The sequence below is a fragment of the Aeromonas sp. S15(2024) genome (genome assembly GCF_041402265.1).
Taxonomy (GTDB): Bacteria; Pseudomonadota; Gammaproteobacteria; order Enterobacterales; family Aeromonadaceae; genus Aeromonas; species Aeromonas dhakensis.
Map to the genome: position 1 here is coordinate 356,411 of NZ_JBGLQY010000001.1, position 15,240 is coordinate 371,650.

15 protein-coding genes and 1 tRNA gene are annotated in these 15,240 nt (G+C 60.7%); 10 read left to right on the top strand and 6 right to left on the bottom strand.

Translation table 11 applies throughout. The annotated features are described in order from the left end of the window. Positions 1-78: 78 nt before the first annotated feature. The 3 genes from ACB033_RS01675 to lolB all read right to left on the bottom strand — a co-directional run bounded on the left by ACB033_RS01675 (position 79) and on the right by lolB (position 1,613). A tRNA-Gln gene (locus tag ACB033_RS01675) sits at positions 79-153 on the bottom strand. Next, positions 133-1,002, bottom strand: coding sequence for a 4-(cytidine 5'-diphospho)-2-C-methyl-D-erythritol kinase (ispE, locus tag ACB033_RS01680; protein WP_026140914.1), 870 nt, complete (start codon positions 1,000-1,002; stop codon positions 133-135). The genes ACB033_RS01675 and ispE overlap by 21 nt, the downstream gene beginning before the upstream one ends. 26 nt (positions 1,003-1,028) lie before the next feature. After that, entirely contained in the window at positions 1,029-1,613 is a 585-nt protein-coding gene (lolB, locus tag ACB033_RS01685; RefSeq protein WP_095592243.1) for a lipoprotein insertase outer membrane protein LolB, read from the bottom strand. A 121-nt stretch (positions 1,614-1,734) separates the two neighbouring features. Here lolB and hemA point away from each other — a divergent pair, with 121 nt between their 5' ends. From hemA to ACB033_RS01720, 7 genes are all read left to right on the top strand, one after another. Then, a complete protein-coding gene (hemA, locus tag ACB033_RS01690) occupies positions 1,735-2,994 on the top strand; it encodes a glutamyl-tRNA reductase (protein ID WP_139432083.1) in 1,260 nt (419 codons plus the stop codon). A gap of 51 nt (positions 2,995-3,045) precedes the next feature. Further along, a complete protein-coding gene (gene prfA, locus ACB033_RS01695) occupies positions 3,046-4,134 on the top strand; it encodes a peptide chain release factor 1 (protein WP_099358660.1) in 1,089 nt (362 codons plus the stop codon). Further along, entirely contained in the window at positions 4,134-4,982 is an 849-nt protein-coding gene (gene prmC, locus ACB033_RS01700) for a peptide chain release factor N(5)-glutamine methyltransferase (RefSeq protein WP_139725070.1), read from the top strand. The genes prfA and prmC overlap by 1 nt, the downstream gene beginning before the upstream one ends. 43 nt (positions 4,983-5,025) lie before the next feature. Next, positions 5,026-5,409 (top strand): SirB2 family protein, encoded by a 384-nt coding sequence (locus ACB033_RS01705; RefSeq protein WP_010633227.1) that lies wholly within the window; start codon positions 5,026-5,028, stop codon positions 5,407-5,409. Between the two features lie 11 nt (positions 5,410-5,420). After that, positions 5,421-6,221 (top strand): SirB1 family protein, encoded by an 801-nt coding sequence (locus ACB033_RS01710; protein WP_005298477.1) that lies wholly within the window; start codon positions 5,421-5,423, stop codon positions 6,219-6,221. A 166-nt stretch (positions 6,222-6,387) separates the two neighbouring features. Beyond that, positions 6,388-7,242, top strand: a complete 855-nt coding sequence (gene kdsA / locus ACB033_RS01715) for a 3-deoxy-8-phosphooctulonate synthase (protein WP_005298479.1) — start codon at positions 6,388-6,390, stop codon at positions 7,240-7,242. Between the two features lie 308 nt (positions 7,243-7,550). Continuing rightward, entirely contained in the window at positions 7,551-8,831 is a 1,281-nt protein-coding gene (locus tag ACB033_RS01720; protein ID WP_201881696.1) for a dicarboxylate/amino acid:cation symporter, read from the top strand. Between the two features lie 126 nt (positions 8,832-8,957). On the opposite strand, the gene grcA is transcribed toward ACB033_RS01720, so the two are convergent. Next, entirely contained in the window at positions 8,958-9,338 is a 381-nt protein-coding gene (gene grcA / locus ACB033_RS01725; protein WP_005298483.1) for an autonomous glycyl radical cofactor GrcA, read from the bottom strand. A gap of 867 nt (positions 9,339-10,205) precedes the next feature. On the opposite strand from grcA, the gene ung reads away from it, so the two are divergent. Continuing rightward, positions 10,206-10,874, top strand: coding sequence for a uracil-DNA glycosylase (gene ung / locus ACB033_RS01730; protein ID WP_017765029.1), 669 nt, complete (start codon positions 10,206-10,208; stop codon positions 10,872-10,874). Positions 10,875-11,033: 159 nt separating this feature from the next. Beyond that, complete coding sequence (locus tag ACB033_RS01735) at positions 11,034-11,582, top strand: hemerythrin domain-containing protein (protein ID WP_139725072.1); 549 nt, start codon at positions 11,034-11,036, stop codon at positions 11,580-11,582. A 51-nt stretch (positions 11,583-11,633) separates the two neighbouring features. Here ACB033_RS01735 and ACB033_RS01740 read toward each other — a convergent pair whose 3' ends face one another. Next, positions 11,634-11,816: a DUF3545 family protein gene (locus ACB033_RS01740; RefSeq protein WP_005298488.1), complete on the bottom strand. Its 183-nt coding sequence runs from the start codon at positions 11,814-11,816 to the stop codon at positions 11,634-11,636. Positions 11,817-11,976: 160 nt separating this feature from the next. Further along, on the bottom strand, positions 11,977-12,927 hold the full coding sequence (gene tal, locus ACB033_RS01745) for a transaldolase (RefSeq protein ID WP_010633233.1): 951 nt from the start codon (positions 12,925-12,927) through the stop codon (positions 11,977-11,979). 742 nt (positions 12,928-13,669) lie between these two features. Between tal and ACB033_RS01750 the strand changes: the two genes are divergently transcribed. Beyond that, complete coding sequence (locus tag ACB033_RS01750) at positions 13,670-15,112, top strand: sodium:alanine symporter family protein (protein WP_005298492.1); 1,443 nt, start codon at positions 13,670-13,672, stop codon at positions 15,110-15,112. The last annotated feature ends 128 nt before the right edge of the window (positions 15,113-15,240 follow it).

Here is a 15,240-nt window from a genome sequence, read left to right on the forward strand (position 1 = left end):
CCGGCGAGGGGGAGTGTGCACTCCCGGCAAGACTGCTGCGGCAGGTGAATCGATATACCCTGTTCGATGTTCAGGAGATGGCTGGGGTACTAGGATTCGAACCTAGGAATGGCGAGATCAAAACCCGCTGCCTTACCGCTTGGCGATACCCCAATCACTGACTTGTTGCAATGTAGCGAAGAGTGGTGATATGTTCTCGCCCTTGGCGACAAATCCATCCCACTCTCTCGGCACTTTTGCCAACACTTCCCGAGCAGCCACTTCGTCTTCAAACTGAGCAAAGACGCAGGCTCCTGTGCCCGTCATTCTTGACGGCGCGTATTCTAGCAACCAGCCGAGCGCATTGGCAACCTCGGGGTGGCGCTTTTTCACCAGCAATTCGCAATCGTTTTTCCACTCCCCTTCCAGCAGATTGTGCAATGCCATTTTCGGGGTATCTCTGGGCAGGTCCGGATCCTGGAACACGGCGGCGGTCGCCACATGGCAATCAGGCTTGAGCACCAGATACCAGGCGCTCGGCAACTCGACCGGCTGCAGCCGCTCACCGACCCCCTCGGCAAAGGCGGCCTTGCCGCGCACGAACACCGGCACGTCGGCGCCCAGCTGCACGCCGAGCTCGGCCAGCTCGTCTTCACTCAAGCCGGCTTGCCAGAGGTGGTTGAGGGCCACTAGCGTGGTGGCGGCGTCCGATGAACCACCGCCGATGCCACCGCCCATGGGCAGCACCTTCTCCAGCCTGATATGGGCCCCCTGCGGGCTCGGCAGCCTGGCCTGCAGCAGACGGGCGGCGCGGATGATGAGGTTCTGTTCATCGGGCACGCCGGGAATGGCCGGGCTCAGGGTGAGCCTGTCGCTGGCCGGGATCACCTCGAACTCGAGCCAGTCGCCGTGGTTGAGGAAGATGAACAGGGTCTGCAGCTCGTGGTAGCCGTCCGGGCGACGGCCGTTGACGTGCAAAAAGAGATTCAGTTTGGCCGGAGCCGGCCAGCGCATGGCGCTCATGGGGGAGTCCTTGTCGATGGCCGCCATCAGCGGGTGATGGTCCACTGGTTGATCTGCAGCTTGAGGCGGCTGTCCTGGCCGGTCATGGTGAGCAGGTGCGGCAGGCGATAGCCGTCCTGATCCCGGTAGTCGCCATAGACGATCTGCCACTGGCCGTCACGCACACTGGCCAGACTGCGGTCGGGGTTGAGCTCGAACTCGGCCTCGCCCGGCAAGCCCTTGATCCACGCCGGCAGCCCGGCCACCGGAATGTTCCAGCCGGTGAGCTGATAGACGAGCGCCTCGGCATCCTGGCTCTGGTGCGGGTTGCCCTCGTTGTCGATCAGGGTGATCTCGCCCTTGCTGCGGGAGAGCTCCAGGATGTGGGTGCCGATCAGGCTGGTGAGGTTGAGGCGATAGTCGTCGCCATCCTGCTGCCAGTTGACCCGGGCGCTGCCCTTCTGCTGGGCGGTGATGATGGCCATCTTGCCAGACAGCTGCCAGTGGGTCAGTTGCTCGAGCCGGGTACGCTCCTGCTGCCAGTTGACCTGATCGCGCTGGGGTTGGGTAGTGGCGCAACCGGCCAGCAACAGCAGGCAGCCAAGGGTGAAAAGACGCAACAACAAGGTCATGCTCCGGAAAAGGTGATTTGGCACAGTATACGGGGGGGTCGTATCGCTTTTAAAGACTTACCCTTTCTCGTACAATTGGCAGCCTTTACTCCCTGCGCACAGATACGATCCACGCCCACTCATGAGTTTGCTTGCCCTCGGAATCAACCACAACACCGCCAGTGTCGCCTTGCGGGAGCGGGTCGCCTTCGGCCCGGACTGCATCGATCGCGCCTTGCGTGAGCTGGTCGCCCAACCCGGTGTAAGCGAGGCGGTGATCGTCTCGACCTGCAACCGCACCGAGCTTTACTGTAGCCTGGAGCAGGGGCAGGGCGAGCAGGTGTTGCAGTGGCTGCAGCGGTTTCACGACCTGGATGCCGCCGAGGTGGTCTCCGCCATCTACCGGCATCAGGACGAGGAGGCGGTCCGCCACCTGATGCGGGTGGCCTGCGGGCTCGACTCCCTGGTGCTGGGAGAGCCGCAGATCCTGGGGCAGATCAAGCAATCCTATGCCCATGCCCAGCAATCCGAGGCGGTGAAGGGGGCGCTGGAGCGTTTGTTCCAGAAATCCTTCTCGGTGGCCAAGCGGGTGCGCACCGATACCGAGATCGGCGCCAGCGCCGTGTCGGTGGCCTTTGCCGCGGTGAGCCTGGGACGGCGGATCTTCTCCGATCTCTCCCAGACCAAGGTGCTGCTGGTCGGTGCCGGCGAGACCATCGAACTGGTGGCCCGCCACCTGCGCGAACAGAACGTCACCCAGATGATGGTGGCCAACCGCACCCTGCAGCGGGCCCAGCTGCTGGCCGAGGAGTTCGGCGCCCAGGTGATGACGCTCGAAGAGATCCCGGACTATCTGCACGAGGCGGACATCGTCATCAGCTCCACCGCGAGCCCCCTGCCGATCATCGGCAAGGGCATGGTGGAGCGCGCACTCAAGGCTCGCCGCTTCAGGCCCATGTTCCTGGTGGACATCGCCGTGCCCCGCGACATCGAGGCGGAGGTGGACGAGCTCTCGGACGCCTATCTCTACACGGTGGATGACCTGCAGGGCATCATCGAGCAGAACCTCGAGACCCGCAAACGGGCCGCCGCCGAGGCCGAACTCATCGTGCAGGAAGAGCGCGATGACTTCATGGGCTGGTATCGCAGTCTCCACTCGGTGGATCTCATCCGCGATTACCGCCATCAGGCCCAACAGGTGGCCGATGAGGAGCTGCAGCGCGCCCTGCTGGCCCTGCAACAGGGCGAGCCTGCCGAGCAGGCGCTCAAGGCGCTGGCCCACCGCCTCACCAACAAGTTGATCCACGCACCGACCCAGGCCCTGCGCCAGGCCGCCGCCCAGGGGGATCACCATCAGCTGGCCCAGTTGCGCCAGGTGCTGGGGTTGTCACAAGAGTCATAGTTTGGGGGCGATCACCCGGTCGTCCCGTCCTCCATCGAGAACACAAGATTTATGAACCCGTCACTGATCAGAAAGCTGGAAGGCCTCATCGAGCGCCACGAAGAAGTACAGGCCATGCTCGGCGAGCCGGACGTGGCCGCGGATCAGGATCGCTACCGCGCCCTGACCCGGGAATATGCCCAGCTGGAAGATATCGTTCACGCTTTCCAGCAATTCCGCCAGGCCGAAGAGAACCTGGACGCCACCCGCCAGATGCTGGAAGAGGAGGATGCCGACCTGCGCGAGATGGCGCAGGAGGAGCTGCCGCTGGCCAAGGCGACCTTCGAGGAGCAGGAGCAGGCGCTGCAGGTGATGCTGCTGCCGCGCGACCCCAAGGATGACAACAACTGCTATCTGGAGATCCGCGCCGGCGCCGGTGGTGACGAGGCGGCGATCTTTGCGGGCGATCTGTTTCGCATGTATTCGCGCTATGCCGAGCGCCAGGGCTGGCGGGTCTCCATTGTCAGCTGCAACGACGGTGAGCACGGCGGCTACAAGGAGGTGATCGCCAAGGTGGAGGGTGAGCACGTCTACGGCCGCCTCAAGTTTGAATCCGGTGGTCACCGGGTACAGCGGGTGCCGGAAACCGAATCCCAGGGCCGGGTGCACACCTCCGCCTGTACCGTCGCCGTGCTGCCGGAAGTGCCGGAAGCCGAGCAGATCGAGATCAACCCCGCGGATCTGAAGATCGACACCTTCCGCGCCTCCGGGGCCGGTGGCCAGCACGTCAACAAGACCGACTCCGCCATCCGCATCACCCACCTGCCCACCGGCCTGGTGGTGGAGTGCCAGGATGAGCGCTCCCAGCACAAGAACCGCGCCAAGGCGATGTCGGTACTCTCCGCCCGTCTGCAGGCGGCCGAGGATGAGCGCCACCGCGCCGCCGAGCAGAGCACCCGCCGCAACCTGGTAGGGTCGGGGGATCGCTCCGAGCGCATCCGCACCTACAACTACCCGCAGGGGCGCCTCTCCGAGCACCGTATCAACCTCACCCTCTATCGCCTCGGCGAGATCATGGAAGGGGACCTGGACTGCGTCATCAACCCGATGATCCAGGAGTACCAGGCCGACCAGCTTGCCTCCCTGGCCGAGAGCAACTGATGCAGATCCAGCAGGCTCGCGCCCACATCATGGCGACGTTGGCCTCCGGGGAATCCCCCCGCGCCGATGCCGATGCGCTGCTCTGCCATCTGCTGGAGTGCCGGCGCAGCTACCTGATGACCTGGCCGGAGCGCGAGCTCGATGCCGCCCAGCAGGCGACCCTGCAGGGCTGGCTAGAACGCCGTCTCAATGGCGAACCCATCGCCCACCTGATTGGTGAGCGGGAGTTCTGGTCACTGCCGCTGAAGGTGAGCCCGGCCACCCTGATCCCGCGCCCCGACACCGAGGTGCTGGTCGAGCAGTCGCTGGCGCGGCTGCCAGCAGGCCCCTGCGCCGTGCTGGATCTGGGCACTGGCACCGGCGCCATCGCATTGGCGCTCAAGTCGGAGCGACCGGATGCCGATGTATGGGCGGTGGACAGGATGCCGGCTGCAGCCGCCCTGGCGCGCGCCAACAGCGCCGCGCTGGGTCTGTCCATCGAGGTGCGCGACGGCAGCTGGTTCGAACCGCTGGTCGCGCCCTCGTCAAGCAAGGCGCCGCGCTTTGCGATGATCGTCTCCAACCCGCCCTACATCGACGGGGCGGATCCGCACCTCGACGAGGGGGACGTACGCTTCGAGCCCCGCTCCGCCCTGGTGGCGGACGAGCAGGGGCTGGCGGATATTCGCCTCATCGTGACCGGGGCACCGGCCCATCTGCTGCCGGGCGGCTGGCTGTTGCTGGAGCATGGTTGGCAGCAGGGGGAGGCGGTGCGTCAACTCCTGCTGCAACAGGGCTACGTGCAGGTGGAAACCGTGCGCGATTACGGCGATAACGAGCGGGTGACCCTGGGGCGGCTGGCTCAGTGATGATGACGGGCGGGCCGGGCCTGCCTCTGTTCAAGGACACGTTATGTATTTTGCTATCAAACATCTGCACCTGCTGCTGATTGGCCTGGCCGTGCTGATGTTCATGTTGCGCTTCTATTGGCTGCAGACCGGCTCGAGCCGCGCCGCCAGCGCCCGTACCCTTCGGTTGAGCGGCTGGCTCAACGGCCTGGTGGTGCTCTCCGGCGTGCTGCTGTGCATGGTGCTGGATCTCAACCCGCTCAACAACGCCACCCCCTGGCTCAGCGAGAAGCTGACCGCCATCCTGGTGGTGGCTTTTCTGGCCATGATGGCACTGCGCCTGGCCCGCAGTAACGGCATCCGCTGGTTTGCGTTTCTGGGAGCCCTCGGCTGGCTCTTCTTCATCGCCAAGCTGGCCGTCTACAAGCAGGCCAGCCTGTTCGGTTAAGGATGATGACGATGATACGCGTAGACGAATGGACCGATTTCGAAGCCCATGACATCGCCGAGCTGGCGCTGTCGGTGAGTGACGAGATCCATGGCATCAGCGGCCGCGGGACGGCGGAGCTGGCTCGGCTTGACGCCTGGCTGGACGAGGCCATCGAGGAAGGGGATTGCGACCAGGTGCGCCGTCAGCTGCTGCAGGGCTTCTACCAGACCTTAGGGTTTCACGGCGACTGGCAGGACTACTTCTCGGTGGCCAACTGCGATCTGGCCCAGGTCCTGGCCCGCAAGCAGGGCATTCCGGTCAGCCTTGGCATCCTCATCATTCAGCTGGGGCGCAAGCTCGGGCTGGACGTGGAGGGGATCTGCTTTCCCGGTCACTTCCTGGTGAGCTTCGCCGGCAGCGAGGGAGAGGTCTATGTGGACCCCTTCACCGGCGACGAGCTGAGCCTGCACCACATCGAGCTGCTGCTGCGCGGGGCTCTCGGCAACCTGGCCACCCTCACCTCGGATCACCTGCAGCCTGCCGGCCAGTGGGAGATCATCGAGCGGCTGCTCAACGTGAGCAAGGGCGCCCTGCTGCGGGAGGACCGGATGACCGAGGCGCTGCGCTGCAGCGAACTGTTGCTGCGGATGAAGCCCGGCGACCCGTTGGAGACCCGGGATCGCGGCTTCATCTACGAGCAGCTCGACTGCCCGCGCTTTGCCGCCGACGATTTTGAATACTTTATTGAACAGTGCCCGGACGATCCGGTGGCCGACGTGCTGAAAGCCCAGCTGGCCGCACTGGATCTGAGCCCCAAGCCCCTCCACTGAGGAGCTAACGGCCTCGCTGCATGCGAGGCCCTAATTGAGAGTCCCATGCCGCTGCATGCAAGGCCTGGGAGATGCAACAGACGAGTATCGAGGCCGCGCAGCCTGGGGCTGTGCGGCCGGATGTGGATTCAAGCCCTGCAAGCCCTTTTACCTAAGGAAGCCTGAGATGGAACAGAAGAATATCAAGGTCAATGGCATCGACGTCGCCAACGACAAACCGTTCGTGTTGTTCGGTGGCATGAACGTGCTGGAATCGCGCGACATGGCGATGGCCGTGTGCGAGAAGTACGTGGAAGTGACCTCCAAGCTGGGTATCCCGTTCGTGTTCAAGGCGAGCTGGGACAAGGCCAACCGCTCCTCCATCCACTCCTACCGCGGTCCGGGTCTGGAAGAGGGGATGAAGATCTTCCAGGAGCTGAAAGCGACCTTCGGCATGCCGGTGATCTCCGATCTGCACGAGCCCCATCAGGCCAAACCGGTGGCCGAGGTGGTCGACGTCATCCAGCTGCCCGCCTTCCTGGCGCGCCAGACCGATCTGGTGGAGGCCATGGCCCGCACCGGCAACGTCATCAACATCAAGAAGCCGCAGTTCCTGAGCCCAAGCCAGATGAAGAACATCACCGACAAATTCGAGGAGTGCGGCAACGACCGTCTGATCCTGTGCGAGCGCGGCGTCAACTTCGGTTATGACAACCTGGTGGTGGACATGCTGGGGCTGGGGGTGATGAAGAAGAGCACCGGCGGCTACCCGGTCATCTTCGACGTGACCCACTCCCTGCAGTGCCGTGACCCCATGGGCGCCGCCTCCGGCGGTCGTCGCGAGCAGGTGGCCGAGCTGGCCCGTGCCGGCATGGCGGTCGGTCTGGCCGGTCTGTTCATCGAATCCCACCCGGACCCCAAGGTGGCCCGTTGCGACGGCCCGAGCGCGTTGCCGCTGGAGAAGCTGGAAGGCTTCCTCAAGCAGATGAAGGCCATCGACGATCTGGTCAAGGGCTTCGAGCCGCTCGATACTTCCATCTGAACCTGGCCCACGCTGGCCCCATAAAAATGCCCCGCACTGCGGGGCATTTTTGTTTTCGCGCTGTTTTTATTTCCTGGGCCAGCATAAATCAATCGCGGAATAAATACATCCGGGTTGCCATGGTGTTAATGTTGTTAAATCCGTTGTGTGATTGATGTCTATTAATTGCTTCTTTCAACATGTGAAAGTAGCCCCTGTTGTGATGAGGGAACGGCACGAACCGGGCGAGATAATCCATATTTCGTCACGGCTTGCTGCATGCGTATTTCTGCCATGACACATCTCATTAAACTGACAGGACGTTAAGAATGCAGAAAAAAATAGTCAGCAGCCTGTATTTTCAGGTGTTGTTAGCGATCACCCTCGGAGTCATCCTGGGACATATATATCCCGACCTCGGAGCGGACATGAAACCGCTCGGAGATGGCTTCGTCAAATTAATCAAAATGATCATCGCCCCGGTTATATTCTGCACCGTGGTGACCGGCATTGCCGGCATGGAGAGCATGAAAGCGGTGGGCAAGACAGGTGCCATCGCGCTGCTCTATTTTGAAGTGGTCAGCACCATCGCCCTCATCATCGGGCTGTGCGTGGTCAACCTGCTGCAACCGGGGGCTGGCATGAACGTCGACCCCGCCACGCTGGATGCCAGCGCCATCTCGGCCTACGCCGAACAGGCCAAGGCACAGGGCATCATCCCCTTCCTGCTGGACGTGATCCCGGGCAGCGTGATCGGCGCCTTCGCCAGCGGCAATATTCTGCAGGTGCTGTTATTTGCGGTGCTGTTCGGCTTCTCCCTGCACCATATCGGCGAGAAGGGAAAGGTGATATTCAATGTCATCGACAGCTTCTCCCAGGTTATTTTCGGGATCATCAATATGATCATGCGGCTGGCACCGGTGGGTGCATTTGGTGCCATGGCATTTACCATCGGTAAATATGGTATCGGCTCGCTGGTTCAGCTCGGGCAATTAATCGCCTGCTTCTACATGACCTGCCTGTTGTTTATTTTCCTGGTACTGGGCTCTATTGCCAGAGCGAATGGTTTCAGCATCCTGCGTTTTATTTCCTATATTCGGGAAGAGCTGCTGATCGTGCTTGGTACATCCTCTTCTGAATCTGTATTGCCGCGCATGCTGGTGAAGATGGAGGCGCTCGGTTGCAAGAAGTCGGTGGTGGGGCTGGTGATCCCGACCGGTTACTCCTTCAACCTGGACGGTACCTCCATCTATCTGACCATGGCGGCCATCTTCATCGCTCAGGCCACCAATACCCCGCTCGATCTGTTCCAGCAGGTCACCCTGCTGGTGGTGCTGCTCATCTCCTCGAAGGGGGCGGCCGGGGTGACCGGCAGCGGCTTCATCGTGCTGGCGGCCACCATCTCGGCGGTGGGCCACCTGCCGCTGGCCGGGCTGGCGTTGATCCTCGGCATCGATCGCTTCATGTCGGAGGCCCGCGCCCTGACCAACCTCATCGGCAACGGGGTGGCAACCCTGGTGGTGGCCCGTTACTGCGATCAGCTTGACGAGCAGCAGATGCACGAGGCGCTGAACAACCCGCCGCTGGCGGTCAAGGTGGATCAGCATTGAACCACCGATACCTGCGCCGTGCGCTGCCAGCTTGTCGAGCACGGGCAGCCAACGGGGGGGAATTCAAGCCATAAAAAAACGGCCCGTTTGGGCCGTTTTTCATGATACCGGTTGCTACAGAGCGACTTACAGGCTCTGGGTGAAGGTGCGGGTCACCACGTCACGCTGCTGTTCCGGGGTCAGTGCGTTGAAGCGCACGGCGTAGCCGGAGACGCGGATGGTCAGCTGCGGGTACTTCTCCGGGTTGGCGATGGCGTCTTCCAGGGTCTCGCGACGCAGGACGTTGACGTTCAGGTGCTGGCCACCTTCGACGGCCGGCTCGGCTTGTACCGGCAGTTCACGGTATTCGAACTGGCCCAGGTCGGAGAGGCTGACTTCCTGATCGGCGGCAAAGGCATCACCCTTGGCGCAGATGCAGCGAGCCTGTTGCTTCTCTTCGTCCAGCAGCCAGAACGAGTTCAGCAGAGCGGCGTTGGCAGACTGGGTGATTTGGATGCCCTTGATCATGGTATGACTCCTCATAGGAAAGCGGATTCAACTGTAAGGACATTACCCTGATGTATTTAAACCACCGGGATGATTTAAAGGGCCCTTGCCTTACACCTTTACTTTGTTGGGTCATATATACCACGATGGTAATATTACGAAAATTGATCTAAATCAAAAAATACGCGATCTGTGCGGATGTTAAGGGATTAGATTATTGAGATTAATCAAAAATAGGTCATTTTTCTGATTATGAAAGATATCCAAATTATGCATCTTTCATTAATTAAATCTAGTAATTTAACTACATCTTTTCATGTTCCAGCCCGCTCGAAGCTGGATTCGCCATACAGTAGGTGAAGGGGATAAACCAATGTTTAGGGATACGCCAAAAAGGTGAAGGAGAGGCTTAACCAAGGCAAGAGAGGGCAATGGGGGTCGGCAGGCGAGCGGGAGAGTGGCCCAGCCATCGCCAGACCAGGCCATGGGGAGTCGCGTGGGAGTTCAGTGCCGACCTCTTGCTCACCCGAAGATGGCCAGCGGCGACCGAAAGGTGAGCGCGGTGGCCACGGCTTGGCCGGGAGAAGGAATCCGCAGGGGCATCCTGGTTGCGTCTTGGGGGCTGGCCCCCTATCCTGAGCCCCTTGCTGCATTAATGGGGGCAGGGGGCGCGTGCTGGCCGATTGGCCTGCGTAAAAAGCAAGGTGACCCCGGGCCTGCCGTATTCATCGAGGATGGTGGCGTGCTGCGCTGTGCCCGAGCGGGTGAGCAGGGCGCAGGCCATCCATCCGGCCCTGTATATCGAGGAGAGAGGCGCACCGGCCTGCACGCACGAGCGGCCGGGTCGAAATAAGCGCCTCCCCCGACAGATTCAATGAGGAGATTGGGGTGCTGACCTGGACTGATGTGATTGGCTCCGAGAAGGAGCAGGACTATTTCAAGGCAACCCTGGCGACCGTCAGGAGCGAGCGGGAGGCGGGCAAGGTGATCTACCCGCCGGCCACCGACGTGTTCAACGCCTTCAAGCTGACCGAGCTGGATCAGGTCAAGGTGGTGATCCTGGGTCAGGATCCCTATCACGGTCCGAACCAGGCCCATGGCCTCTGCTTCTCCGTCCTGCCCGGCGTGCGCACGCCTCCCTCGCTGGTGAACATTTACAAGGAGATGCAGCGGGATCTGCCGGGTTTTGTCACACCCAATCACGGTTTTCTGGAGTCCTGGGCCACCCAGGGGGTATTGCTGCTCAATACGGTGCTGACGGTGCAGGCAGGCCAGGCCCACTCCCATGCCCATCTGGGCTGGGAGACCTTCACCGACCGGGTCATCGAGCAGATCAACGCCAGCTGTCAGGGGGTGGTCTTCCTGCTGTGGGGCGCCCACGCCCAGAAGAAGGGGCGTTTCATCGACCGGAGCCGCCACCACGTGCTGAGCGCTCCCCACCCGAGCCCGCTCTCGGCCCATCGCGGCTTCATCGGCTGCGGCCACTTCTCCGAGACCAACCGCTTGCTGAGCCAGCAGGGGATGAGCCCCATCAACTGGCACTCGGTCTGCGAATAACGCGGGGGCAGACAGCCGTGATTTGCTCCGTCGGGAGGGCGGGGCAGCATGCGCCACTGGCCGTTTTCTCTGCAGCTGACTTGATTGAGTGCAAAGTCGGCGCGATAAATGGCCGTATACTCGGATCAGAATCGTCTCATTTCAGCGCAAGGAGTGCCCATGTTAGCGAGTCTGCACAAGGATCATCTCAACATCGCCCGGTTGCTGGGTCTGCTCAAGCAGAAGCTGGCGGCCATTCGCAGCGAAGAAAGGGTCAGCTATTTCCTGATCCGCGACGTGGTGGATTACCTGCGGGAGGTATCGGACAAGTATCACCATCCGAAGGAAGACATCATTTATGACTACTACCTCAAGTACCGGATAGTGGAAGGGGATGTGGCCAACCGGCTGCAACTGGAGCATGCCAAGCTGGTGGAGGCCGGTGCCGAGCTCAGGGAGATGGTGGAGATGATCCTGATGGATGCGGTCATTCCGCTCGATCAGTTCACCGCCAAGCTGGAGCAGTTCGTGGCGCTGCAGGAGGCGCACATGAACTACGAAGAGGGGGTCATCTTCCCCCATCTGCGCGACTCGCTGACCGAGGATGACTGGCGTCACCTCGAGCAGGTCTGGCAGAACCGCGCCATCGGGGATCCCCTGTTCGGGCCCGAGATCAGCCAGCACTTTCAGGATCTGGCCAGGCGCCTGTCGCTGCCGCTCTCTTCCTGAGGGGTAACTCTCTCTTGAAAAACAAGGCCCCGGTTAACCGGGGCCTTGTTTTTACAACTCGATCTCGTCTGAGAGACCTTCGTAGGCGATGTCGATGGATTGCAGCTCCTTCTGCAGGCGGTGCTTGTCTTTCAACGCCTCTATCTCACGCCATTTACGTTTTTTTCCCGTTGTCCCGCGGCTACGTGAACCGAGTTCAACTACATCTTCATAATCGAAGTTGAACATTTCCATGGCTCCCTCCTTGGTTATTCTCGTTTTCACCATCCGTATAACATACCGGCATTGAAAATAAAACGTTTTCGTGACGAACCCATGACAGCGGATCCTGCGCCCATAAAAAAACCGGGTGCCCTTGCGGGAACCCGGTTTTTGTCGGCAGATGGCGCAGCAATCAGAGGCGGCTGGCCAGCATGGTTTCCAGCTTGCCCTGGTCGATGGCAAACATGCGGATGCCTTCGCCCAGCTTCTCGTGAGCCATGGCGTCCTGGTTCAGCTCCCAGCGGAATTCGGCTTCGGTCATCGGGGTCGGTTTGGCCTTGCGCTCGCCGGTGTAGTCCAGCTTGCGAACCACGGCACCTTCAGCCTTGCTCAGCTCTTCCAGCAGCGCCGGGCCAATGGTCAGGCGGTCGCAGCCGGCCAGTTCCAGGATCTCGCCGGTGTTGCGGAAGCTGGCACCCATGACCACGGTCGGGTAGTCGTGCTGCTTGTAGTAGTTGTAGATGGAGGTGACGGAGACCACGCCCGGATCTTCGCTGGCAGTGTAGTCACGGCCGTTCTTGGCCTTGTACCAGTCGAGAATGCGGCCCACGAACGGGGAGATCAGGAAGGCACCGGCTTCGGCACAGGCACGGGCCTGGGCGAAGGAGAACAGCAGGGTCAGGTTGCACTGGATACCCTCTTTCTCCAGTACCTCGGCGGCACGGATCCCCTCCCAGGTAGAGGCCAGCTTGATCAGGATGCGATCGTTGCTGATGCCGGCGTCGTTGTAGAGACGGATCAGTTTGCGGGCCTTGGCGATGCTGGCCTCGGTGTCGAAGGAGAGACGGGCGTCCACTTCGGTGGAGATGCGGCCCGGGACGATCTTCAGCACTTCCAGACCGATGTTGACCGCCAGCTTGTCGCCCGCGTCGATGATTTGCTGTGCCTTGTCCTGGCTCTGGGCCTTGGCCCAGGTGACGGCGTCTTCGATCAGTGCCGCGTACTCGGGGATCTCGGATGCCTTCAACACCAGAGAGGGGTTGGTGGTGGCATCGATGGGCTGGTAGCGCTTGATGGCTTCGATATCGCCGGTGTCGGCGACAACTGTGGTCAGGGCTTTCAGCTGGGTTAATTTATCGGCCATGGCAAATATCATCTCTTTATGAGGGCGCACTCTCTTGGTGAGGACGCAGGCTCGGGGGTGGCGGGCGTGAGACGACAGTTCTGAAATAAAATTACAAAATCCCGGCGACTCAGGCTCAGAAAAGCGCGATGGGCAGGCCCCATCGTCATTGCCTGCCTAATTAATACGGATGTGGCGCATCCTGCAATAGGGGGGGCTGTATGCTTATCAGCCACTCCCTGGCGCAGGCGGGAAGGAGTGGATAAAAGTGTTTGATAAAAAACGACTTTTATCTGTTTTTAGTCGCTGAAATTATCCTTCGTCAAAAACAACTTTTTTGGTTGATTATCTGTTTTGTGCCCTCGATCACATAAATTGTGTGGTCAGCCACTTGAAATTTTATTACGTGTAAAACGTTTGGCGAAAGCGGGCCGTTTTGGCATCCCCGATGGGTAAACGCTTGCGTAATGGTTTGCCTCCTTTTTGCCGGTTATACCTCTATGTAGATAATTGCCAAAAGGTTTTCTTATGGGTCTAATTTGTTGGCCGATTGATTGGATTCTCAGTTTTGTTGAAATTTTGCGAGTTAAATGAAGCTTTATTGCGCTAAAACGCTCGTTTTTTGTTTCCGTAGTGATCCCGATCACTATTCTGAACTCCTTCGCTATGCTAGATTCCGCCCCTTTAGTGAACCGCAAATTCAGAAATCGACAGCAAGGGGTCAGCGCAGACTGACCATGGATGTGATAACAACGAGAGAAATATGGACACCTTGATCGCAATGATTAACGACCTGATGTGGGGAGCCGTGCTCATCTACCTGCTCATCGGCGTCGGCATCTTCTTTACCTTCCGTCTGGGTTTTATCCAGGTCCGCCACTTCGGCCACATGTTTTCCGTTTTGCGCAACAGCCGCAAATCAGACAAGGCCGGAATCTCCTCCTTCCAGGCCCTCTGTACCAGCCTTGCCGCCCGCGTCGGCACCGGCAACCTGGCCGGTGTGGCGGTGGCCATCTATCTGGGTGGCCCGGGCGCCATCTTCTGGATGTGGCTGATCGCCTTCATCGGCATGGCGACCGCCTTCGTCGAAAGCACCCTGGCCCAGCTCTACAAGGTCAAGGATGAGGATGGCAACTACCGTGGCGGCCCCGCCTACTACATGGAGAAGGGGCTCGGCATGCGCTGGATGGGGGTGCTGTTCTCGCTCTGCCTGATCCTGGCGTTCGGTCTGGTGTTCAACGCGGTGCAAGCCAACTCCATCAGCCTGGCGATGAACGTGGCCTTCGGCATCCCCGACTGGGTCAGCGGTCTGGCTCTGGTGGTGCTCTCCGGCCTCATCATCTTCGGCGGCATCCGCGGCATCGCCCGCTTCGCCGAGCTGGTGGTGCCCTTCATGGCACTGGCCTACATCCTGATGGCGCTGTTCGTGGTGCTGGTCAACATTCACGAGTTGCCGGGCGTGTTCAGCCTCATCATCAAGTCCGCTCTCGGTCTTGAGCAGGCAGGCTCGGGTGCGCTGGGTTACGCCATCTCCCAGGCGATGATCAACGGCATCAAGCGCGGCCTCTTCTCCAACGAAGCGGGCATGGGCTCCGCCCCCAACGCCGCCGCGACCGCGACGCCCTATCCGCCGCACCCGGCCTCCCAGGGCTATGTGCAGATGCTGGGGGTGTTCCTCGACACCATCGTCATTTGTACCTGTACTGCCGCCATCATCCTGATGTCCGGCCAGTTTGAGCCTGGCTCAGGCATCACAGGTGTTGAGCTGACCCAGCGGGCGCTCTCTTCCCAGATCGGTGGCGGTGGCAACATCTTCATCGCGGCGGCCATCTTCTTCTTCGCCTTCACCTCCATCGTGGCGAACTACTCCTACGCCGAGACCAACCTGGTGTTCCTCGAGCACAACCACAAGGGCGGCCTGATGCTGTTCCGCTTGTTCGTGCTGGGCATGGTGATGTTCGGTTCGGTGGGCGAGCTGCCGACCGTGTGGGCCATGGCGGATGTCTCCATGGGACTGATGGCCATCGTCAACCTGGTGGCCATCCTGCTGCTCTCCGGGGTAGCCATCAAGCTGGCCAAGGATTACAACGACCAGCTCAAGCTGGGCAAGTTGCCCACCTTCGATGCCAACAAGTACCCCGAGATCCGCAGCCAGCTGGAAGAGGGTATCTGGGACAATCCGGCGCAAAACAGCAAGCAGGCATAAGCCTCGCAGTCGCCGTTGTCTGATAACAAGGGGAGCCATGGGCTCCCCTTTTGTTTGGGCGCCGTTTCATCGTCGTCACCTTTGGGCATCCCAGCGCCGGCAGATCTGACGCAGTCGTCGCCGTACCT